At 63.4% G+C, this 22,456-nt stretch carries 19 protein-coding genes; 11 read left to right on the top strand and 8 right to left on the bottom strand.

The genetic code is table 11. The features are described 5' to 3' along the window. Nucleotides 1-170: 170 nt before the first annotated feature. Nucleotides 171-647, bottom strand: a complete 477-nt coding sequence (gene secG / locus EN851_RS04905) for a preprotein translocase subunit SecG (protein ID WP_127280483.1) — start codon at nucleotides 645-647, stop codon at nucleotides 171-173. A gap of 167 nt (nucleotides 648-814) precedes the next feature. Continuing rightward, nucleotides 815-1,585: a triose-phosphate isomerase gene (gene tpiA, locus EN851_RS04900; protein WP_135928676.1), complete on the bottom strand. Its 771-nt coding sequence runs from the start codon at nucleotides 1,583-1,585 to the stop codon at nucleotides 815-817. A 143-nt stretch (nucleotides 1,586-1,728) separates the two neighbouring features. Here tpiA and EN851_RS04895 point away from each other — a divergent pair, with 143 nt between their 5' ends. Genes EN851_RS04895 through glp form a run of 5 tightly spaced genes read left to right on the top strand, consistent with a single transcriptional unit; the run spans nucleotide 1,729 to nucleotide 7,131 of the window. Further along, the gene (locus EN851_RS04895; protein ID WP_135864631.1) at nucleotides 1,729-3,621 is read left to right on the top strand and encodes a peptidyl-prolyl cis-trans isomerase; all 1,893 of its coding nucleotides are present in this window, start codon (nucleotides 1,729-1,731) and stop codon (nucleotides 3,619-3,621) included. Then, nucleotides 3,618-4,628 carry an anthranilate phosphoribosyltransferase gene (trpD, locus tag EN851_RS04890; protein WP_127872478.1) on the top strand — a complete coding sequence of 337 codons (1,011 nt, stop codon included), beginning with the start codon at nucleotides 3,618-3,620 and terminating at the stop codon, nucleotides 4,626-4,628. The genes EN851_RS04895 and trpD overlap by 4 nt, the downstream gene beginning before the upstream one ends. A gap of 3 nt (nucleotides 4,629-4,631) precedes the next feature. Continuing rightward, a complete protein-coding gene (trpC, locus tag EN851_RS04885; RefSeq protein WP_127872479.1) occupies nucleotides 4,632-5,444 on the top strand; it encodes an indole-3-glycerol phosphate synthase TrpC in 813 nt (270 codons plus the stop codon). Then, complete coding sequence (moaC, locus tag EN851_RS04880) at nucleotides 5,444-5,926, top strand: cyclic pyranopterin monophosphate synthase MoaC (RefSeq protein WP_127281213.1); 483 nt, start codon at nucleotides 5,444-5,446, stop codon at nucleotides 5,924-5,926. Before trpC ends, moaC begins: the two co-directional genes overlap by 1 nt. Further along, nucleotides 5,926-7,131 (top strand): gephyrin-like molybdotransferase Glp, encoded by a 1,206-nt coding sequence (gene glp, locus EN851_RS04875; RefSeq protein WP_135928675.1) that lies wholly within the window; start codon nucleotides 5,926-5,928, stop codon nucleotides 7,129-7,131. Before moaC ends, glp begins: the two co-directional genes overlap by 1 nt. A 46-nt stretch (nucleotides 7,132-7,177) precedes the next feature. Here the strand turns inward: glp and EN851_RS04870 are convergent, their stop codons facing one another. Then, entirely contained in the window at nucleotides 7,178-8,008 is an 831-nt protein-coding gene (locus EN851_RS04870) for an alpha/beta hydrolase (protein WP_135928674.1), read from the bottom strand. Between the two features lie 310 nt (nucleotides 8,009-8,318). Here EN851_RS04870 and EN851_RS04865 point away from each other — a divergent pair, with 310 nt between their 5' ends. Next, nucleotides 8,319-9,944, top strand: a complete 1,626-nt coding sequence (locus EN851_RS04865; RefSeq protein WP_135928673.1) for an AMP-binding protein — start codon at nucleotides 8,319-8,321, stop codon at nucleotides 9,942-9,944. Beyond that, a complete protein-coding gene (gene kynA / locus EN851_RS04860; protein ID WP_135915912.1) occupies nucleotides 9,941-10,777 on the top strand; it encodes a tryptophan 2,3-dioxygenase in 837 nt (278 codons plus the stop codon). The genes EN851_RS04865 and kynA overlap by 4 nt, the downstream gene beginning before the upstream one ends. Before the next feature lie 58 nt (nucleotides 10,778-10,835). Here kynA and kynU read toward each other — a convergent pair whose 3' ends face one another. The 4 genes from kynU to EN851_RS04840 are packed head-to-tail and all read right to left on the bottom strand — an operon-like array spanning nucleotide 10,836 to nucleotide 14,858. Then, nucleotides 10,836-12,083: a kynureninase gene (kynU, locus tag EN851_RS04855; protein ID WP_135916028.1), complete on the bottom strand. Its 1,248-nt coding sequence runs from the start codon at nucleotides 12,081-12,083 to the stop codon at nucleotides 10,836-10,838. Nucleotides 12,084-12,102: 19 nt separating this feature from the next. Then, complete coding sequence (locus EN851_RS04850) at nucleotides 12,103-13,026, bottom strand: ABC transporter permease (RefSeq protein WP_135915911.1); 924 nt, start codon at nucleotides 13,024-13,026, stop codon at nucleotides 12,103-12,105. 5 nt (nucleotides 13,027-13,031) lie between these two features. Next, the gene (locus tag EN851_RS04845; protein WP_135928672.1) at nucleotides 13,032-13,811 is read right to left on the bottom strand and encodes an ABC transporter ATP-binding protein; all 780 of its coding nucleotides are present in this window, start codon (nucleotides 13,809-13,811) and stop codon (nucleotides 13,032-13,034) included. Between the two features lie 60 nt (nucleotides 13,812-13,871). Further along, nucleotides 13,872-14,858 (bottom strand): ABC transporter substrate-binding protein, encoded by a 987-nt coding sequence (locus tag EN851_RS04840; RefSeq protein WP_127280509.1) that lies wholly within the window; start codon nucleotides 14,856-14,858, stop codon nucleotides 13,872-13,874. Nucleotides 14,859-15,011: 153 nt separating this feature from the next. Here EN851_RS04840 and EN851_RS04835 point away from each other — a divergent pair, with 153 nt between their 5' ends. Then, nucleotides 15,012-15,785, top strand: a complete 774-nt coding sequence (locus EN851_RS04835) for a GntR family transcriptional regulator (RefSeq protein WP_135915909.1) — start codon at nucleotides 15,012-15,014, stop codon at nucleotides 15,783-15,785. Nucleotides 15,786-16,195: 410 nt separating this feature from the next. Then, on the top strand, nucleotides 16,196-16,939 hold the full coding sequence (gene lexA, locus EN851_RS04830) for a transcriptional repressor LexA (protein WP_127280511.1): 744 nt from the start codon (nucleotides 16,196-16,198) through the stop codon (nucleotides 16,937-16,939). Here lexA and EN851_RS04825 read toward each other — a convergent pair. Further along, nucleotides 16,933-19,389, bottom strand: a complete 2,457-nt coding sequence (locus EN851_RS04825) for a ComEC/Rec2 family competence protein (protein ID WP_127872483.1) — start codon at nucleotides 19,387-19,389, stop codon at nucleotides 16,933-16,935. The genes lexA and EN851_RS04825 overlap by 7 nt on opposite strands. A 103-nt stretch (nucleotides 19,390-19,492) precedes the next feature. Between EN851_RS04825 and gltX the strand changes: the two genes are divergently transcribed. Continuing rightward, nucleotides 19,493-20,917: a glutamate--tRNA ligase gene (gene gltX, locus EN851_RS04820; RefSeq protein WP_135928671.1), complete on the top strand. Its 1,425-nt coding sequence runs from the start codon at nucleotides 19,493-19,495 to the stop codon at nucleotides 20,915-20,917. Nucleotides 20,918-21,100: 183 nt separating this feature from the next. Then, complete coding sequence (gene gltA / locus EN851_RS04815; protein ID WP_135928670.1) at nucleotides 21,101-22,423, top strand: citrate synthase; 1,323 nt, start codon at nucleotides 21,101-21,103, stop codon at nucleotides 22,421-22,423. The last annotated feature ends 33 nt before the right edge of the window (nucleotides 22,424-22,456 follow it).

The following is a 22,456-nucleotide window of genomic DNA, read 5'->3' as shown; positions in this document are numbered from 1 at the left end:
CCCGGCGTCCCCCAAGGACGCCGAAAATGCCGCGTGCAATCTATAGTCGAATAAGCGCGGATGCCTCAAGCGCGAGACCGCACTGCTGCCCGTCGAATCTTCGTGATCGCGCAGCATTTGCCGCGACTGTGTTCAAACGATCACAGATCGCGGTTTGGAAACGTCGAGGTTTACTGGTTCGGAACCTGGGGCGCCGCCGGCGCTGTGTTGGTGGTTCCATTGGTGGCCGGCGGCGTTGAGCCTGCGGCGGGGGCAGTGGCCGGGGCCGTTGCCGGAGGCTTTGCCGCGGCGTCGTTTCCGGATGGCGGCGTCGGCGTGGTGGTGCCGGCGGGAGCCGGGGTGGTGGTGCCGGGCAGTTGGTTGAGCACGCCCTTGCCAGCACCGTCCGAGGTCACGGGAACCCGGTCGAGAATGTCGATCGGCTTCTCGCCGTAGCGGGCAATGATCGACAAGGTCAGCGACGTCACGAAGAACGCTGCCGCCAGGATCGCCGTCGCCCGGGTCAACGCGTTGGCCGCGCCGCGCGCCGTCATGAAGCCCGACCCGCCACCAATGCCGAGGCCGCCGCCTTCGGAACGCTGCAGCAGCACCACGCCGACAAGGGCGAGCACGACCATGAGATGGATGACGATCAGTACGGTTTGCATAGTTTATCCTGGCAAGGCCTTGCCCGGCCGCGGACACGACCGGTGAATTGGAGGCGGCTCAATACAATGCTTTCACGGCATTTCCAAGCCCGTGGCCGGAATATGGGAAGCAACGTGCCCTTTGCAACGAATTTGGACGAGATGGGACCCGCCCATCGTCGTGGATCTCAGCCTGCAATGCTGCGATAGGCTTCGGCGATACCCAGGAAATCAGCCGCTTTCAGGCTGGCGCCGCCGACCAGCGCGCCATCGACGTTCCTGACGCCCAGCAGTTCGACCGCGTTGGACGGCTTGACCGAGCCGCCATAGAGAATGCGCATCCTGGCAGCGGCGGTCCCCAGCTTTTCCGACAGCTTTTCGCGGATATGCGCATGCGCCTCGGCCGCATCGGCCGCCGTTGGCGTCAGGCCGGTGCCGATCGCCCACACCGGCTCGTAGGCGATAATGGTATTGGACGGCGTGGCGCTCGGCGGCACCGAGCCTTCAACCTGGCGCGAAAGCACCTCCAGCGTGGCGCCGGCTTCACGCTGCTGCTGCGTCTCGCCGATGCATACGATGGCCACCAGTCCGGCACGCCAGGCCGCGGTGGCCTTGGCCTGGACCGTCGCATCGTCCTCGCCGCGTTGTTCGCGGCATTCGGAGTGACCGACAATGACATGGCTCGCGCCCGCGTCCTTCAGCATCTCCGCCGAGATGCAGCCGGTATAGGCGCCGCTTTCCTTGGGGTGGCAGTCCTCACCGCCGGCATGGACAGGCGTGCGCGACAGGATCTCCGCCGCATGGGAAAGCAGCGTCGCGGGAACACAGACCAGTGCTTCGGTCTCGGCGTCGAGCCCGCTCATGAAACCGTTGCCGATCATCCTGAGTTCGTTCAGCGAGGCGCTGGTGCCGTTCATTTTCCAGTTGCCGGCGACAAGCGGGCGAATTCCTGGCGTCATGGTGTGCTTCTCCGGGCGATATCAGGCTCTGGCCCTCACTACCAAAATCAGGCCACAAAGCAATCGACAGTGGACCGGAAGGGCGCTATTGCGCTTGTTTCAGACTCGGCGCATGCGAAAATGCGCATAAATCGGAAGTAACCATGCTTGGTATATTGAGAAGCGCGGCAGGTACCTGGGTCGCGAAGACGCTGCTTTCGCTGCTGGTGGTCAGTTTCGCTGCCTGGGGCATCTCCGGAAAGCTCATGGGCGGCTTTGCGGGCCACGATTCGGTGATAACCGCTGGTGGAACCAAGGTATCGATCAACGAATACCGCCTTGCCTATGACCGCCAGCTCGCCGTCATGTCGCAGCAGTTCGGTCAGCGCCTCACTCATGAACAGGCAAAGGCGCTCGGCATCGACAATCAGGTGCTGGCGCAACTCGTCTCCGGTGCCGTTCTCGACGAACAGGCACGCAAGCTGGGCCTCGGCCTCTCCAAGGACCGGCTGGCTGAACTCACCCGCGAAGATCCGGCGTTCAAGGGCCCTGGCGGTCAGTTCGACCGGCGGACATTCGACTACATGCTGCACGAGGTCGGCATGCGGCCCGAGGATTACCTGAAGAACCGCGCCCAGGTGGCGGTGCGCCAGCAGATCGTCGAGGCTGTCTCGGACGGCCTCAAAGCCCCCGACACGTTCTTCAAGGCAGTCGCGCTCTACCGCGGCGAAGACCGCACCGTCGACTATCTGACATTGCCAAAGACGCTGGTCGAGCCGATCGAGGCGCCGAGCGACAGCGTGCTCCAGGCTTATTTCGAGGCCAACAAGAAAACCTACGCCGCACCTGAGTACCGCAAATTCTCCTATGTCCGCCTGGAACCGGTGGACATCATGGATACGACCGCGGTCACCGACCAGCAGGTCAGTGACGACTACAACAAGAACAAGGCGCGCTACACCACACCCGAAATGCGCACCATCGAGCAGCTTGTGTTCAAGACGCCGGATGCCGCGAAGGCAGCGCTCGATTCGCTCAAGGCAGGTGCCACCTTCGACAAGCTGGTGACCGCCGAAGGCAAGACCCCGGCCGATATCCTGCTTGGCACGCTCGCCAAGGACAAGATCGCCGACAAGGCGGTTGCCGATGCCGCCTTCGCGCTCAATGCCAATGAAGTCAGCCAGGTCGTTCAGGGCACCTTCGGTCCAGTGCTGCTGCGCGTGACCGAGATCAAGCCCGAGGTGGTGAAGCCGCTTGCCGAAGTGTCCGACCAGATCCGCAAGGACCTGGCGCTGGGTGAGGCAAGCCGCATCCTTTTGGATGTGCACGACAATTATGAGGACACCCGTGCATCGGGCAGTTCGCTGGCCGACGCGGCCGCCAAATTGAAGCTCAAGGACATCACCATCGACGCCATCGATCGCAATGGCCTGAGGCCCGATGGCACCATCGTCAAGGACCTGCCGGAATCGCCGTCGCTGATCAAGGCCGTCTTTGATGCCGAACCCAACACCGAAAACGAAGCGCTGACCACGGCGGACAACGGCTTCGTCTTCTATGAGGTTGGTTCGATCACACCGGCTCGCGACCGCACTCTTGATGAGGTGCGCCAGAGGGTGGTCGCCGACTGGACGGCTGCCGAGACCACCAAGCGGCTCGCCGCCAAGGCGGACGAACTCGAGAAGCGGCTCAAGGCCGGCGCCACGCTCGATGTCATCGCCAGTGAACTCAAGCTGGAAAAGCAGACCAAGCGCGGCCTGAAGCGCGAAGCCGATGATGCCGATTTCGGCAAGGAGGGCGCCGCCGTGATGTTCGGCGTCGGCGAAGGCGGCACCGGCTTGATCCCCTCGCCCACCGGCGACGGCCAGATCCTGTTCAAGGTCGCCGAAGTGTTCGAACCGGCCGGCGCCGACGCCAGCTCGGTGCCGGACGACGCGCAGAAATCATTCACCTCCGGCATGTCCGACGACCTGCTCGACCAATTGGTGGCGCAGTTGCAGACGCAATACGATGTCCGCATCGACCAGGCCGCCGTTGCCCAAGCCTCGACAAGATGAGCGCGCTGAAAACCCATATCGCCAAGGTCGCGACCGGCACCGCCCTGTCCTTCGAGGAGGCGTGCGAGGCCTTCGACATCATCATGTCGGGCGATGCGACCCCAGGGCAGATCGGCGGCTTCCTGATGGCGCTGCGCGTGCGCGGCGAGACGGTCAGCGAGATTTCAGGCGCCGTCGCCACGATGCGTGCCAAGATGCTGCGCGTCGATGCCCCTGACGGCGCCATCGACATCGTCGGCACCGGCGGCGATAATTCGCACTCGGTCAACATCTCGACAGGATCAGCCTTCGTCATTGCGGCCAGTGGCGTGCCGGTCGCCAAGCACGGCAATCGCGGCCTGTCCTCGCTGACCGGTGCGGCCGATGTCCTGATCGCGCTCGGCGTCAAGATCGACCTCTCGCCCGAGTTCATCGGCCGTTGCATTCGTGAGGCAGGCGTCGGCTTCATGTTCGCCCCCGCACACCATCCGGCGATGAAACATGTCGGCCCCACACGCGTCGAGCTCGGCACCCGCACCATCTTCAACCTGCTCGGTCCCCTGTCCAATCCGGCGGGGGTGAAGCGGCAGATGGTCGGCGTGTTCCTGCCGGAATGGATCATGCCGGTGGCCGAGACGCTGAAGGCGCTCGGCACCGAGCACGCCTGGGTCGCCCATGGCGACGGCTATGACGAGATCACCACCACCGGGCAGACGCAGGTTGCCGAACTGGTTGGCGGCGAGATACGCAGCTTTACGCTGACCCCTGAAGAGGTTGGACTGAAGCGCCATACCAAGGACGAGCTGCGCGGCGGTGACGCCGCCTACAATGCCAAGGCCTTGCGCGATATGCTGGGCGGCGCCGCCGGCGCCTACCGCGACACAGTCTTGATGAACGCCGGCGCCGGACTGGTGATTGCGGGCAAGGCGACGACGCTGGGTGACGGCATCGCCATCGCCGCGCAGGCGATCGACAGCGGCCGGGCGCTGCAGGTGCTCGACCGGCTGGTCGAAATTTCGAACGGGTGAACCGTGTCTGACATTCTGCGCAAGATCGAAGCCTACAAGCGCGACGAGATAGCCGCCGCCAAGGCACGCGTACCGCTGGCAGAGATCAAGGCGCACGCAAAAGACGCCGACGCACCGCGCGGCTTTCTCGCGGCGCTCGACGCGAAACGCAAATCCGGCGATTTCGCCCTGATCGCCGAAATCAAGAAGGCAAGTCCCTCCAAAGGGCTGATCCGTGCGGACTTCGATCCGCCGGCATTGGCGAAGGCCTATGAGAAAGGCGGCGCCGCCTGCCTTTCCGTACTGACGGACGAGCCGTCCTTTCAGGGGGCGCCGGAATTCCTCACCAGGGCAAGGGCAGCCGTCGCCCTGCCCGCGCTACGCAAGGATTTCCTGTTCGATTCCTACCAGGTCCATGAAGCTCGCGCCTGGGGCGCGGACGCTATCCTGATCATCATGGCCAGTGTTGACGACGACTTGGCGCATGAGCTGGAAACGACCGCGTTCGAACTCGGCATGGATGCGCTGATCGAGGTCCACGACGAGGCCGAGACGGAGCGCGCGTTGAAATTGTCGTCGCGGCTGATCGGCATCAATAACCGCAATCTGAGAACGTTCGAGACCAGCCTTGAGACCTCCGAGCGGCTGGCGGCCATGGTACCTGCCGATCGCCTGCTGGTTAGCGAGAGCGGCATCTTCACCCATGACGATTGTCTCAGGATGCAAAAGAGCGGCATCGGCACCTTTCTCGTCGGCGAAAGTCTGATGCGGCAACAGGACGTCGCCGCCGCGACGCGCTTGCTCCTGACGGGCAAGGCAGTAGCCGAGGCGATCTGATCGTGGCCAACCTCACGCACCTTGGCGCGCAGGGCGAGGCCAACATGGTCGATGTCGGCGACAAGGAAGAGACGACGCGCACCGCGATCGCCGAAGGCTTCGTCTCCATGCAGCCCGAGACATTGAAGACCATTCTCGCCGGCAACGCCAAGAAAGGTGACGTGCTTGGCACCGCGCGCATCGCCGGGATCATGGCGGCCAAGAAGACGCATGAGTTGATCCCGCTCTGCCACCCTCTGCTGCTGACCAAGGTTTCCGTCGACATCGAGCCAGACCATGCTCTGCCCGGCCTCAGAGTCACGGCGCTGGCGCGCGTTACCGGCAAGACCGGCGTCGAGATGGAAGCATTGACCGCCGCGTCCGTGGCCTGCCTGACCATCTACGACATGGCCAAGGCGGTGGACCGCGCCATGGTCATCTCCGGTATCCGGCTGGCCGAAAAGACCGGCGGCAAGTCCGGCGACTACAAGGCAGGTGCCTGATGGTGCTGGTTCCGGTCGCCGAGGCGCTCGAACGCCTCCTCGACGGCGCCGTGCCGCTGGCCGGCGAAAGCGTCCCCCTCATCGAGGCTGTCGATCGTGTGCTGGCCGAAGCGGTGGTGGCGCTTCGCACCCAGCCGCCCTTCAACGCTTCTGCCATGGACGGCTATGCGGTGCGAGTCGCCGACGTGGCGTCGGTGCCGTCGAAACTCTCGGTGATCGGGATGGCGCCGGCCGGGCGTGGCTTTGACGGCGCGGTCGGCCAAGGACAAGCCGTGCGCATCTTCACCGGCGCACCGCTGCCTCATGGTGCCGATACCATCGTCATCCAGGAGAATGTCAGGGATCTCGGCGGTGGCAATATCGAAGTGGTCGAGCCCACCGCCGAGTGGCGCAACATCCGCCGCGTCGGCCTCGATTTTTCCAAGGGCGACGTGCTGCTGGAGAAGGGGCGCTTGCTCGACCCGGCTGCACTGTCGCTGGCGGCATCGGCCAACCACCCCCGAGTGAGCGTGGTGAAACGGCCGTTGGTCGCCATCATCGCCACCGGTGACGAGCTGTTGCAGCCCGGCAGCGAACTCGGGCCGGACCAGATCATCTCGTCCAACGCTTATGGCGTCGCCGCGGCAGCACGGTCGGTCGGTGCCCGCGCGCTCGATCTCGGAATCGCCGCCGACCGCAAGGACGCCATCGCCGCCCTGGTCAGGAAAGCGGTGGCCGCCGGCGCCGATGTTATCGTCACGCTGGGCGGTGCCTCGGTGGGCGACCATGACCTTATCCATGACGTGCTGACCAGCGAAGGCATGACCCTCGGCTTCTGGAAGATCGCCATGCGTCCTGGCAAGCCGCTGATGTTCGGGCGCCTCGGCGATGTCAGATGCATCGGCCTGCCCGGCAATCCGGTGGCAAGCCTGGTCTGCTCGCAATTGTTCCTGAAGCCGCTTCTGGCAAGGCTCGGCGGTCGCGATCATCGTCAGGATATCCGCCAGGCGCGGCTGGGCGCCGCAATGGCGGCCAACGATCTGCGCCAGGATTATGTGCGGGCGGTGGTCCGGGAAGACGGCAGCGGGTTGGTGGCGACGCCGTTCGGCATCCAGGATTCTTCAATGCTGAGGATGCTTGCCGATGCCAACGGATTGGTCGTGCGCGCGCCTTTTGCTCCCGCATCTGTTGCCGGAGACCCTTGCAGCGTTCTGATGTTGCGTTGAAGAATTATCTCATAAATAGCTGATAACAGGACAAAAATAATCTCGGCTATTCCGAGATCAAAGTCCGCGTCAAGGCGTGCGCTGGATCGGCAAGGCCATCGACAACATCGTAATGATGCCGATCCGGTTCGACCACGGCGTTGGTAATTGCGCCAAGTCCGGTCCAGATGTTGGCGAGCAACGCATTCTGGCGCAAGAACTCGGAACGCTCCCCGCCGCCGGCCCAGCAGGTGATACGGACACCATCCAGGGGGCGCAGCAGTGCCGGGCTTTCCATCTGCGCCTCATGCTCATCGATTTTCAGCGTCGCGTTCATGTCCGTGCGCATCAGCGGGCGCAAATCATGCAAGCCTGAAATCGAAACGACATGGCGTATGCGCCGCGCGACACCGGCAGCCAAAGGCGTGGTCACCGTCACCATGCGGCTGGCGAGATGTCCACCGGCCGAATGTCCGGTCAGAATCAATGGCCCGTCGACCATTGCCGCGGCCCTGCTGATAGCCGTCCCGATTTCGGTGACGATGCCGGCGATGCGTATGTCCGGGCACTGGGTGTAGGACGGCATCGCCACGGCAAAACCGCTGTCGACCGCGCCGCCGGCGAGGTGCGACCACAAGCTCTTGTCGGTCTCCATCCAATAGCCCCCATGGATGAACACCACGAGGCCCCTCGGCGCGGCCTTGGGCAGAAAGAGGTCGAAGCGGTTGCGCGGACGATCGCCATAGGCAATGTCGATACGTGCCCGGCCCTGTGCCGATAGCGCATCGCGGAACGCCTGCGCGGGTTCCGCCCATGCGGCCGGCCAACGGTCACTGCCGGCGATATTGGCGCCGTTGGCGTAGGCATTGTCCCAGTCGGCAATGCGATGGTCTGGCATCGGCACCCTCCCCCGAAGCGGCATCGTTTCTGCACTAGCAATGGCCGCCGCCACGTCATGCGTCAATGCTCCGGCAAAAACATTTTAGGCTTGAAACAAATTTCGACTGGTGCGATCATGCCTGCGGAACAGTCGACAATGGGAGGTCCGCTGTGCTGTCCGAATCTGCCAATCGTCACCTTTCCGGCGACATGGTCGACAAGGTGTAGCCGGTTGCACGAAGCCTTCCGCGAAAGATGGGAATTCAGATCCACCGCCTCCGGCCAGGGGCCCCCACGCTGGCCGGGCAGCAGACAGGGACAGCGGCGACATGCTTGGGCCTTCAGCGCATACCGACACGTTCACGCGCGATCATCTGCCGCCGCCCGAACAATGGCCCGACTTCCTGCTCGACGGCCTCGACTACCCCGAACATCTCAACGCCGGTGTCGAATTGACCGACCGGCTGGTCGAGAAGGGTCTCGGCGACCACACCGCCCTGATCGGCAATGGCCGCCGCCGCACCTACAAGGAACTGTCCGACTGGACGAACCGGCTCGCCCACGCGCTGGTCGAGAATTATGGCGTCAAGCCGGGCAACCGGGTGTTGATCCGCTCCGCCAATAACCCAGCCATGGTCGCCTGTTGGCTGGCCGCCACCAAGGTCGGCGCCGTCGTCGTCAACACCATGCCGATGCTGCGTGCCGGCGAACTCACAAAGATCGTCGACAAGGCCGAGATCACGATCGCGCTCTGCGACACCAGGCTGATGGACGAGATGACCGCCTGCGCCAAGGACAGCGCGTTCCTGAAGCAGGTGATCGGCTTCGACGGCACCGCCAACCATGATGCCGAGCTCGACCGCGCCGCCCTCGACAAGCCCGTCACCTTCACCGCCGTCAGCACCGGCCGCGACGATGTCGCCCTGCTCGGCTTCACCTCGGGCACGACGGGCGTGCCGAAGGCGACGATGCATTTCCACCGCGACCTGCTGATCATCGCCGATGCCTACGCCCGCGAAGTCCTGCAGGTGACGCCGGACGACATCTTCGTCGGCTCGCCGCCGCTCGCCTTCACCTTCGGTCTTGGCGGGTTGGCCATCTTTCCCCTGCGCTTCGGCGCGGCGGCGACCCTGCTGGAACAGGCGACGCCACCCAACATGATCCACATCATCGAGACCTACAAAGCGACCATTTCCTTCACCGCGCCGACCGCCTACCGAGCCATGCTGAAGGCCATGGATGAGGGTGCCGACCTGTCATCGCTGCGTGTTGCCGTTTCCGCCGGTGAGACGTTGCCGGCTCCGGTCTTCGAAGAGTGGACACGAAAGACCGGCAAGCCGATCCTCGATGGCATCGGCGCCACCGAAATGCTGCACATCTTCATCTCCAACCGCTTTGACGACAGGAAGCCCGCTTCGACCGGCAAGCCGGTCGGCGGCTACGAGGCTCGCATCGTCGACAACGACATGCGCGAAGTGCCGCGTGGCGAGACCGGACGGCTGGCGGTGCGCGGGCCAACCGGCTGCCGCTACATGGCCGATGACCGACAGAAGGACTATGTGCGCGACGGCTGGAACCTCACCGGCGACACCTTCACGCAGGATGAGGACGGCTTCTTCCACTTCGCCGCGCGTTCCGACGACATGATCGTCAGCGCTGGCTACAACATCGCCGGACCCGAGGTCGAGGCGGCGCTGCTTTCGCATCCCGATGTCGCCGAATGCGCTGTCATCGGCGCCGAGGATGGCGAGCGCGGCCAGATCGTCGAGGCGCATGTCGTGCTTGTGCAAGGTGTTTCGCCGGACGCAATGACCGTCAAGCGCCTGCAGGACCACGTCAAGGCAACCATCGCGCCTTACAAATACCCTCGATCGGTCAAATTCATCGCCGCGCTGCCCAAGACCCAGACCGGCAAGATCCAGCGCTTCCGCCTGCGCACGGAGAAAGTCAATTGAGCGAGCCCTACGATCCGGCGTCCGAAGGCGCACAGATGTCGTTCAACGAACGCATGTCCTACAGCGACTATCTGCACCTGGAGAAAGTACTCGACGCGCAGGCGCCGCTGTCGTCGGCGCATGACGAGATGCTGTTCATCATCCAGCACCAGACATCGGAACTCTGGATGAAGCTCGCCTTGCACGAGATTGGCGCCGCGATCCGCTCGATCCGTGCCGACCGCCTCGAACCGAGCTTCAAGATGCTGTCGCGCGTCGCCCGCATTTTCGAGCAGCTGAACAACGCCTGGGACGTGCTGCGCACGATGACGCCCAGCGAATACACCGACTTCCGCGACGCGCTCGGCCAGTCCTCGGGTTTCCAGTCCTGGCAGTATCGCGCCATCGAATTCATGGCCGGCAATCGCAACCTCGCCATGCTCGGGCCGCACAAGCACCGGCCGGACCTTACGGACAGGCTGGAGGCGATCCTGACCCAGCCGTCGCTCTACGATGAAGCGCTGCTGCTTCTGGCACGCAACGGGTTCGACATCGGCGCCGATGCCAGGCGCACGGACTGGCGAGAGACGCGCAGCGAAAACGAAGAGGTCCTCGTCGCCTGGCAGACCATTTACCGCGATCCGCAGCGCTACTGGATGTTCTATGAACTGGCCGAGAAACTGGTCGACTTCGAGGACTACTTCCGCCGATGGCGCTTCAACCACGTCACCACGGTCGAGCGCATCATCGGCCTGAAGCGCGGCACCGGCGGCACATCCGGTGCCTCCTATCTCAAGAAGATGCTCGAGGTCGTCTTGTTTCCGGAACTCTGGAACGTCCGTACCCGGCTCTGAGCTCCTTGGTGCGGACTGGAAAACGGCGCGGCACTCTTCCTGGAATTGCGCCGACTTTTCAGGTCACCGCGGTCTTGACCGCGAAGCGCGCGTCCTTCCACGCGCCGGTGCGCAAGATATCTTCCAACACCTCGACCGCCTGCCATACATCGGCGTAACCGACATAGAGCGGCGTGAAGCCGAAGCGGATCGTCGATGGCGCACGGAAATCGCCGATCACGCCGCGTTCGATCAGCGCCCGCATTACTTGGTAGCCGTTGGGGTGGAGGAACGAAACCTGGCTGCCGCGCTGCTTGCCATCGCGCGGGCTTTCCAGCTCCAGGCCGTAGGCGCTGCATCTGGTCTCGACGAGTTGGATGAACAGGTCGGTGAGCGCGATGCTCTTGTTGCGCACCGCCGCCATGTCGACATCGTCCCAGATATCCAGCGCCCCCTTGAGCGCCCGCATCGACAAGACCGGTTGCGTGCCGCACAGGAAGCGACGGATGCCGCTGCCGGCCGCATAACCCTGCTCGAAGGCGAAGGGCCGCGCGTGGCCCCACCAACCGCTGAGCGGCTGCTGGACTTTGTCGTGATGACGCGTGGCGGCGTAGATAAAGGCTGGCGCGCCCGGACCACCATTGAGATATTTGTAGGTGCAGCCGATGGCGAAATCGGTATTGGCGCTGTCGAGTTCGACCGGCAAGGCGCCGGCGGTATGGCAGAGATCCCAGACGATCAGCGCGCCGACCTGATGGGCCTTGCATGTCAGTGCCGCCATGTCGCGCAGCTGGCCGGATTTGTAATTGACATGGTTGACCAGGATGACGGCGACACGCTCGTCGATCAGTTCCTCAATGGTCGGCGCGTCGACGCCCTCGAGCCGCAAGACGGTGCCGGGTCGCGTCGAGGCCACGCCTTCGGCCATGTAGAGATCGGTTGGAAAGCTGTCGCCCTCGGCGACGATGACCGACCGGTCCGGCCGCATGCCGAGTGCGGCATGCAGCACCTTGTAGATATTGATCGAGGTCGTATCGCACACCACGGTCTGGCCGGGCGCGGCGCCGACCAGCCGTCCGAGCTGGTCGCCAAGTGCCAGCGGCATGTCGAACCAGCCGGCAGTATTCCAGGCGCGGATGAGATCCTGCGCCCATTCCTGGGTGGCGGCGTTCTGTAGCTCGTTGAAGACGGCGGGTGCCGCGGCCCCAAGCGAATTGCCGTCGAGATAGATGACGCCTTCCGGCAAAATGAACCGGTCGCGCATGGCACGCAGCGGGTCCGCCGCATCCATGGCCTCGACGGCTGCGAAATCGAGCGGCGCACGCATCATTTGTGACATTCCCTGGTTATTCACGGATCGCTTCGCGTGCCGGCGCGGACCCGCGGCTACGCTTGAGGCTGGGCAAGGCAAGCATGGCGAGCACGAACAGACCCGTGGCAAGCTTCAGGTCGGGCGGCGGCATGCCGGCGGCAAGGCAGAACGACACCAGCTGGTAGTAGATGATCGCGCCGGCGAAGGGCGCCAGCAGCTGGCGCCAGACCGTCTGCTTGCCGACGACGGCCTCGCCGATCATCAGCGCGGCAAGGCCGTTGATGAGGATCCCCAATCCCATATTGACGTCGGCAAATCCCTGCGACTGCACCATCAGCGCGCCGCTTGAAGCCGAAAACGCGCTCGCCAGCCCGACGCCGCCTATGGTCGCGGCCCAGACATTGATGCCTTGCGCCTCGGCCATGTCGGGATTGGCGCCCACGGCACGCACGGCCGTCCCCTTCTCGGTCCTGAAGAACATGTAGAGCAGCATCAAGGCGATCAGCGCGAGAAGGCCGGCGACGACGATCTTGCTGGCGGGAAAACCCGGCCGAGCGAACGGCACCCAGTCGAACACCGTCGGCGAGCCGAAGACCGAGAGATTGGACTTGCCCATGATGCGAAGGTTGATGCTGTAGAGCATCGTCATCATAAGGATGCCCGCCAGAAGCGTGTGGATGCGGAAGCGCAGATGGATGAAGGCGGTGCAGCAGCCCGCCGCGAAGCCGGCAACGAGGGCGGCGGCGATGCCGACCAACGGCGATGCGCCGGCGGCAAGGAGGACGCCGCAGATGCAGCCGCCCAGCGGAAAGGCGCCCTCGCTGGTGAGATCGGGAAAATTCAGCATGCGAAACGGAATCATGATCCCGAGCACGACAAAGGCCAGGATCAGGCTTTGCGCCAGCGTGACCGGCATGATCGCGACGAAGCTGGTGAGAACGTCCTGAATAAAGCCCATGACGATCAGCTCGCCAGCAACATGCGGTCGGTCTTGACTGAGAAATGGCCGATCAGATCGATAACCGTGATCCTCGCCTTCTCTTCGCCTGTGACCTCCAGGAGGACGCGGCCAGCGTCGAGCATGATCACCCGGCTGCCGTAGTCGACGGCATGCTGCATGTTGTGGGTCACCATCAAAGTCGTCAGCTTCAGCGCGCTGACAGCGCGCACCGTTGCCTGCATGACGATCTCGGCCGTGCGCGGGTCGAGCGCCGCGGTATGTTCGTCGAGTAGCAGCAAGTCGGGCGATCCGCTGACCGCCATGATCAGCGACAGGGACTGCCGCTGCCCACCCGAAAGCAGGTCGACGCGGGTGTCCAGGCGGTTTTCAAGGCCGAGGCCCAGTATCGACAGGCGTTCCTTGTAGGACGCGAGCCGGGTGGGGTTCAGCCCCTGGCGCAAGGTGCGCTTGCTGCTGCGCAAATCAGCCAGCAGCATGTTTTCCGCCACCGTCATGCTGGCGGCGGTGCCGCGCATCGGATCCTGGAAGACCCGCGCCAATCTTGCGGCACGCTTGTGCACGGGCATATTTGTCACGTCGGCGCCGTTGATCAGGATCTTGCCGGTATCGAGGATCAGAGCGCCGGAAATGGCGTTGAGCATGCTGCTCTTGCCCGCCCCGTTGGAGCCGATGACGATGCCGAACTCGCCAGTCGCCAATGACAGGCTGAGGCCGTCCAGCGCGATCTTCTCGTCGGCCTGGCCCCTGTAGAATACTTTGCGCGCGGATCGGATCTCGAGCATCGTTCCTCCCTGACATGAAAAGTGACGGCGCCCGCGCCGTCACCTTCATGCAGCCTGATGTCAGTCGACGATGCAGCCGCAATCTGCCATCGAGGCCGGTATCTCGATGCCGAACGCGGCCATCGCCTTGCGGGAAATCGTTGCCATGTGATCCTTGTAGGCCGGGCGCGACGGCGCGATCGTCTTGGGATCCTTGCCCTTGAGTATCTCTGCGGCGATGTCGCCGGCGTTGATGCCAACCTGCGTGTAATTGACCGCGAAGCTCGCCGGCACAGTGCCGTTGCGGACCGCGCTGTCATCGGAGTTGACGACCGGGATACCGGCCTGGCGGGCGGCGGCGGAGACAGCGGCGATCGCCGGCTGGATCAGGTTCGAGGCCGGGCCGTAGATGACGTCGGCCTTGCCGGCGAGCGAAGCGATACGTTGCTGGATGTCATTGACGTTGTCGATGCCGACCTCCACCACCTCGAAACCAGCGGCGGGCGCCGCCGCCTTGATCTTTTCGACCAAGGCAACGTCATTGGCCTCGCCCGGATTGTAAGGCACGCCGAAGCGCTTGGCGTTCGGCAGCAGCTTCTTGGTGAAGGCCATCACCGCGGCGACGTCCTGCAGATCGCTGGCGCCGGTCATGCCTTCGTCACCTGAATCCCACGACGGCACCAGCTTGGCCGCCACTGGATCGGTGACCGCGGCAAAGACGATTGGAATGCCGGAACCGGCGAGCGCCTTCTTGGCGATCTGCGAGACCGGCGTGGTGATGGTGTAGATCAGCTTGGGCTGCTCCGCCTGCAGCTTGGCGATCATCTGCGGCACCAGCGATGCATCGAAATTGGTATGGCTTTCCGTATAGACGACGTCCTTGCCCTCGACGAAGCCATTGTCCGTCAGCGCCTTCTTGAAGCCGGCTATGGCGGCATTGAGCTGGGGGTGCTCGCCGAAATTGGCAATGCCGATGCGTATCTGGTCGGCGGCGGCACTGCCGGCGCTCACCATCAACGCGCTAGCCATGAACAAACCCGACAACCAAGCGGATTTCGACTTCAACATCATTTCCTCCCAGATTTGATCAGCGCCGCTTGCAGCGCGGCTACTGCAAACGATCATGGTCAGTCCGCCGGCTTGTGTCAAACATTATATATAATTCTTGCCATGCCCCTACATCATATATAATTTTCCCTGCCAGACGACGGATGGACCGCGATGCAGGATCAAACGAGCTCCACAAAGACGGAGGCAGCCTATCAGCTGTTGCGGCGCGATATCCTGACCACGCGCCTCATGCCCGGCGCCCCGCTCAAACTGAGTGCACTGCGCGGCACCTATGGAGTCGGCTGGACGCCATTGCGCGAAGCCTTGTCGCGGCTTGAGGCCGAACGCCTGGTCACCGCCATCAGCAATCGCGGTTTTACCGTGGCTCGGGTGTCGCGGGCCGAACTGGAGGACCTGGCGCGCGCCAGGATGGTGGTCGAGATCCCCCTGTTCCTCGAATCGATGGAGAAAGGCGGCAAGGAATGGGAAGATGCCGTGGTCACCGCCCACTACCGGCTCTCCCGTTGCAAGACCGCCGTCGACGATCCGTCGGATGCGGCGGTCGACAAATGGGACGAGAATCACGAGGCTTTCCATGCGGCGCTGCTGAGTGCCGCCACATGCGATTGGCTGTTGCGTTTCCGCTCGACGATCTCGGATCAATTGCGCCGGCATCATCGCTTTCTTGGTCTGGCGCCGACATTGCGGGCCGCGGCCGGCCTCAAGGATGGCTACGAAGAGGCGATGGAGGCGCTGCGCGAAGCGATTGCGATCGAACACCATACCGCGATCATGGAAGCGGCACTCGATCGTGACGTCGAGCGGGCCAAGGCGCTGATGGTGGCCCATATCGGCTACACCCTGCACGTCTATGTCCACAGCGAAGACAGCGGCGCGACCAAATACGCCGCCCGCGCCGGCAGCTTGAAAGCTGGTTCGGGATGACTCCGGCGCTTCCGCGACACCTATTCGCACGCGTTGGTCGGAGTGGGGCCGGACGCCTGGGTCCATCGCTGCCCCGAAGCTGCCAGTCGTTGGCGTTTTGGTTTCGTTTCGTTCCGCGAATAATGGACCGATAAATTATACAATCCGCCCGGGGAAAGCCTTCCGAACGGCTGACGCCAAACTCGGGAGCGGATGGGCCACAGGCCATTAACCATAACGATTTCAATGGGCCTGCCGATGGCGGAAAAGGTCGGCTTCTGCCCGCCGTAGCGGACAAAAAACATCCGCAGCCTTAACAAATTCATTAAACTTTAAACGGTTGCGGAACACAACTGGAACAGATAGTGTTTGTTCTGGGTTTGTTTTTTCGATTCTGGTTCAGACCTTCGTTCAATGCCTTGGGGGCCGCCATGCTGACACGCAAGCAACATGAACTGCTGATGTTCATCCACGAACGGCTCAAGGAAAGCGGGATACCGCCCTCCTTCGACGAGATGAAGGAAGCGCTCGATCTTGCCTCCAAATCCGGGATTCATCGCCTGATCACGGCGCTGGAGGAACGCGGCTTCATTCGCCGGCTACCCAATCGGGCGCGCGCGCTGGAGGTGCTGCGGCTGCCGGATTCGATCGCGCCCGGCCTGAACGCGGCAAAGAAATTTTCGCCCAGCGTCATCCAGGGCAGCCTTGGTCAAAACAATCTTGGCCGCCAGCTCAAGCCGGCGACGGCGCCTTCGCGTCTGCCCGCGGCCGGCAATGACGACGATGTGGTTTCAGCCGTGTCCATCCCGGTCATGGGCCGTATCGCCGCCGGTGTGCCGATCGATGCCATCCAGCATCAGACGCATTCGATCTCGGTGCCGCCGGATATGATCATGGGCGGCGAGCACTATGCGCTGGAGGTCAAGGGTGACTCGATGATCGAGGCTGGTATCTTCGACGGCGACACGGTCATCATCCGCAATGCCAACACGGCAAGTCCGGGCGAAATCATCGTGGCGCTGGTCGACGAGGAGGAAGCGACGCTGAAGCGGTTCCGCCGTAAAGGCGCCTCGATCGCGCTCGAAGCCGCCAATCCAGCCTACGAAACGCGCATTTTCGGGCCGGACAGAGTCAAGGTACAAGGCAAGCTGGTCGGGCTGATCAGGCGCTACTGAGCCGGTTTGCCATCGGACTTGTCTGGCTTTTTATAGGGCGGCAGCCCCCTCGCCTCGCGTGAGAATTTTCGCTGCTCGTGCCAGGGCCGGTATGGTCCGTCGACAGCGAATTCGATCACAGCCGGGGTTGTGGCCGACTGGGGATCGAAGAAGACGGCAGCACTTCCCTTGCGGGCGAGCTGCCGTTTCGTGACGACGACAACCAGCGGATTGTGGCAGGCGTCATAGGCGGTCGCGTCATTGACGACGATCAGGTCGGCGAAGGCGCAGGCTTTCCAGGTGTTCTTGCGATCCTCGACATAGGCGACGATCGCGCCGGAAGGGTGCCTGGCAAGGCAAAGGCCTTCGCGGCAATAGAACGGCGATCCCTGCGGCAGGTCGGTGGGAGCGGCAATATCGAATTGCCCGTCCGCCTTGTCGAACATTTCCGGTTTGACGATTGTTTCGGAGACCAGAGCGCGTTTCCAGTTGTCGGCCGCGAATTCGTTCGGACGTTCCCGGTTGACGGCCAGTTCGCCATTGCCGATCGGCAGTGCGACCAGCCGTGCGTCTTCCGAGATCAGCACATCGGGCGTGCGTATGTCCGACACAGTCAACAGACCGGCAAGTGCGAATGGCAGTGCCGCGAGCCGCAGCCAGGTCGTCGCCATCGTCGCGATGACCAGCGCGACGGCCACCAGCAGCACGGATTGCTGCGAGATCAGACCTACCCCATCGATCGGCGAGCGCTCCGATATCCATGACGATACGGCGATCATCGCTGTCAGGCCTTTGCCCATCACGTAGAGAAACGGGCCGTCGGCGCCGAAGGGCATCGCCAGCGAACTGAGGACCGCAAAAGGCATGACGACCACCGACACGATCGGCATGACGGCCAGATTGGCGAACAGGCTGAGCGGCGATACACGCTGGAAATGCCAGATGGCAAACAGCGCCGTCGCGCTGCCGGCAATGATGGAGGTCATGGCCAATCCACCTGTCGCCAGCAGGAATTTTCGCGTCAGGAACCCGGGTAGTGACCGCTTTGGCGACGGTGGCCTCGTCTTACCAGCGCGGTGGTCCGCCCAGCCGGCATAGGCGCCAACAAGGGCCGCGGTTGCCGCGAACGACATCTGGAAGCTCGGGCCGACGACCTCGTGCGGGGAAACCAGGATAACGGCGATCGCCGAGATGGCCAGGTTGCGCATGGTGAGCGCCGCGCGATCGAACAAGACGGCAATCAGCATCACCGCCAGCATGATGAAGCTGCGTTCGGCCGCAACGACGACACCGGAAATGACGAGATAGGCGGCGATCGAGAAAAGTGCGGCGGCGGCCGCATATTTCTTCACCGGCCGGCGCGCGGAAAAGTCTGGAAACAGCGCGAAGGCACCGCGCAACAGACCCATGATGGTGCCGGCGACCAGCGCCATATGCAGTCCCGAAATGGAAATGATGTGATAGATGCCGGTACGCCGCATCGCTTCGTTGATTTCATCGGGAATGCCGGCGCGCACGCCGACGATCAGCGCCGCCGCGATCTCGCCTTCGGCGCCGCCGATGCTGCCCCTGATGTGGTCGGCGATGGCTTCGCGGGCGTTTTCGATGCTTGAAAAAAGACGGGCTGGCAGCGACATCTCACCATCGTCGGTAGCGACAACCGTTGGATTGCCGAGAAAGAAGCCGCTGCCGCCGATGCCTGCGAAATAGCTGTCGAAGGAGAAGTCGTAGCTGTCCGGCCGCACCGGACCGGTCGGCGGCAGCAGTTTGGCGTAGCCTGTGATAAGCGAGCCAGCGGTCATTTCCGGCGGTATCTTGCGTGCCGAAAGCCGGACCCTTTCCGGCGCATAGCGCAATTTCGGCCGGGCGGTCGAAATCACGTCCATGGTCAACCGGATACGGCCGCTCTCCATCTCCTCGAGCGAGACCACGCGGCCGGTCAATTGAGTCGAGATTTCCGAACCCAGCATCCGGGTTCCTGCTCGCCATGTTTCGACCTTCGCCGCGAGCAGGCCCAGCGCGCACAACAGCACTGCCATGAAACACAGATGGGTTTTCGGCCAGGAACGCGAGACGAATGCACAGGTCGCCGCCAGCACCATGACCGCGACAGGCTTTGCAAAATCGGGCTCGGTCGCCAGCGAAAAGTAGCCGATCGCCCCAACCGCCAGGCAGACCGGCACCAGCAGGAAGGCGATGCCCCGGTCAAGTTCCAGCTCCGCCGCCTTGGCCAAGCCGTGGCGCAGGCGAAGCAAGGATATCCGGCCGATTTGCCGGCGCGCGCGCACGATCCTGCGTGCGGCAGGAGACGGAGTTGGCGCCGGCAAGCCCGCTTGCAACGGCTGGGTTGCGGGCGCAGCCACGAGCGGCGATGGCAGCGGGATCGCCGGAGGCGTCGCAAACAGGGACCGTTCGCTGACGCCGACAATGGCGCCCTCACCCCGATCCGAGCCCCGGCCTCGTCCAGTCATCGGGTCTGCCCCTTGCGCCCTCGACACCCTATGCTACATGAACGCGCGAAGCGCGAAAGTCCGCGCCCTCCGCACCCAGCTTCAGACGTTTTCCGAGAGTTCCATGTCCGACAAGGTCATCACCCGTTTTGCCCCCTCGCCGACCGGCTATCTGCACATCGGCGGCGCGCGCACGGCACTGTTCAACTGGCTCTATGCCAAGCATACCGGCGGTACGATGCTGCTGCGCATCGAGGACACCGATCGGGAGCGTTCGACCGATGCGGCCACATCAGCCATTCTCGACGGCCTGACCTGGCTCGGCCTGTCATGGGACGGCGATGCGGTTTCCCAATTCGAGCGGGCGCCGCGCCATCGTGAGGTGGCCGAGGAACTGGTGCGGCTGGGCAAGGCCTATTACAGCTACGAGACTTCAGCCGAGCTCGAGGCGATGCGCGAGGCAGCACGCGCCAAGGGCCTGCCGCCACGCTATAACGGCCACTGGCGTGAGCGCGATCCGTCGGAGGCACCCGCCGGCGTCAGGGGCGCCATCCGCATCAAGGCACCGACCGAGGGCGAGACGGTGGTGCAGGATCGGGTCCAGGGCGAGGTGCGCTTCCCCAACAAGGATCTCGACGACTTCATCATCCTGCGCTCGGACGGCAACCCGACCTATATGCACGCCGTCGTCGTCGACGACCACGACATGGGCGTCACCCACATCATCCGTGGCGATGATCACCTGACCAACGCCGCCCGCCAGACCGTGATCTACAACGCCATGGGCTGGGACGTGCCTTCGATGTCGCATATCCCGCTGATCCATGGCGCCGACGGCGCCAAACTGTCGAAGCGCCACGGCGCGCTTGGTGTCGAGGCCTATCGCGCCATGGGCTATCTGCCGGAGGCCCTGCTCAATTACCTGGCACGTCTGGGCTGGAGCCATGGCGACGACGAGATCATGTCGATCAAGGACATGATCTCGTGGTTCGACATCGGCGACGTCAACAAGGGCGCGGCGCGCTTCGATTTCGCCAAGCTCGAGGCGTTGAACGGCGTCCATATGCGCCGCATGGCCGATTCCGAATTGTTCGACATTTTCATCGCCACCTTGCCTTATCTGGAGGGCGGCCCGGCGATGGCGGCGCGCCTCGACGAGAAGAACAAGGCGCAGTTGCTGGCAGCCCTTCCGGGCCTGAAGGAGCGCGCCAAGACGCTGGTCGAGCTCGTCGACGGCGCTGCCTTCCTGTTTGCCGCGCGGCCGCTGCCGATCGACGACAAGGCCGCGCTCCTGCTCAATGACGATGCCCGCAAGATCCTGCGCGGCGCTCACGAAGCTTTGAAGTCGCTGTCGGGTGAGTGGACGGCGGCCACGGCCGAGGCCGCTATCCGCGACTACGCCCTGGCTGGCGGCCATAAGCTTGGTGCCGTGGCCCAGCCGTTGCGGGCTGCTTTGACCGGCAAAAGCACCTCGCCGGGCGTATTCGACGTGCTGGCCGTGCTGGGGCGTGAGGAAAGCCTGGCCCGCATAGCGGATCAAATCGATTAGGAGCAAACTGGCCCAAGAAGATTGGCATTGAAAGGCGCGTTTCGCAGTGCAACATTATGTCTTGGCCCAATCTGGCACGCACCTCCTAGAATGCGGTGGCGAAGACGCGCATTGCGGTGATTTCGACGTGTCGCTGTGCGGAATTTGCCTTTGCCGGCATGAGGAAACAAGAAGGAGTTTGCAATGACCGAAGCTGCGAAAAAACTGGATGTGGGCGGCCAAGAGGCCACGGCAACGCTCGAATTCGCCGGCAAGACCCACGAATTCAAGGTGCGAAGCGGCTCGGTCGGACCTGACGTCATCGACATCGCCTCGCTCTACAGCACCACCGGCGCTTTCACCTATGACCCCGGCTTCACCTCGACGGCAAGCTGCGAGTCGGAAATCACCTTCATCGACGGTGATGCCGGCGTCCTCCTGCATCGCGGCTACCCGATCGACCAGTTGGCCGAACATGGCGATTTCCTCGAAGTCTGCTATCTCCTGCTCTACGGCGAACTGCCCACCAAGGCGCAGAAGGACGATTTCGACTACCGTGTGACGCGCCACACCATGGTGCACGAGCAGATGTCGCGCTTCTTCACCGGCTTCCGCCGCGACGCGCACCCGATGGCGGTGATGTGCGGCGTGGTCGGCGCGCTGTCGGCCTTCTATCACGACTCGACCGACATCTCCGACCCGTACCAGCGCATGGTTGCGTCCATGCGCCTGATCGCCAAAATGCCGACGATCGCGGCCATGGCCTACAAGTACCACATCGGCCAGCCCTTCATTTACCCGAAGAACGATCTCGGTTTCGCGGCAAACTTCCTGCATATGTGCTTTGCCGTGCCGTGCGAGGAATACAAGATCAACCCGGTGCTGGCGCGCGCCATGGAGCGCATCTTCATCCTGCACGCCGACCACGAGCAGAACGCTTCGACCTCGACCGTTCGTCTCGCCGGCTCTTCGGGCGCCAACCCCTTCGCCTGCATCGCCGCCGGGATCGCTTGCTTGTGGGGCCCGGCCCATGGCGGCGCCAACGAAGCGGCGCTCAACATGCTGGGCGAGATCGGCCATGTCGATCATATCCCGGAATTCATCGCCCGTGCCAAGGACAAGAACGATCCGTTCCGGTTGATGGGCTTTGGCCACCGCGTCTACAAGAACTACGATCCGCGTGCCAAGATCATGCAGAAGACGGCGCATGAGGTCCTGGGCGAGCTCGGCATCAAGGATGATCCGCTGCTCGACATCGCCATGGAGCTGGAAAAGATCGCGCTGACCGATCCCTATTTCATCGAGAAGAAGCTCTATCCGAACGTCGACTTCTACTCCGGTATCACGCTGAAGGCGCTGGGCTTCCCCACCACCATGTTCACCGTGCTGTTCGCGGTCGCCCGCACGGTCGGTTGGATCGCGCAGTGGAAGGAAATGATCGAGGATCCGCGCCAGAAGATCGGTCGCCCGCGCCAGCTCTACACCGGCGCGCCGGAGCGCGACTACGTACCGATTGCGAAGAGATGAGGCAATAGGGATTGGGCAGTAGGGAATAGGCCT

Source organism: Mesorhizobium sp. M8A.F.Ca.ET.208.01.1.1, assembly GCF_004791315.1.
GTDB lineage: Bacteria > Pseudomonadota > Alphaproteobacteria > Rhizobiales > Rhizobiaceae > Mesorhizobium.
The sequence above is the reverse complement of the archived record's forward strand: the minus strand, read 5'-3'. Positions and strand labels throughout refer to the sequence as shown.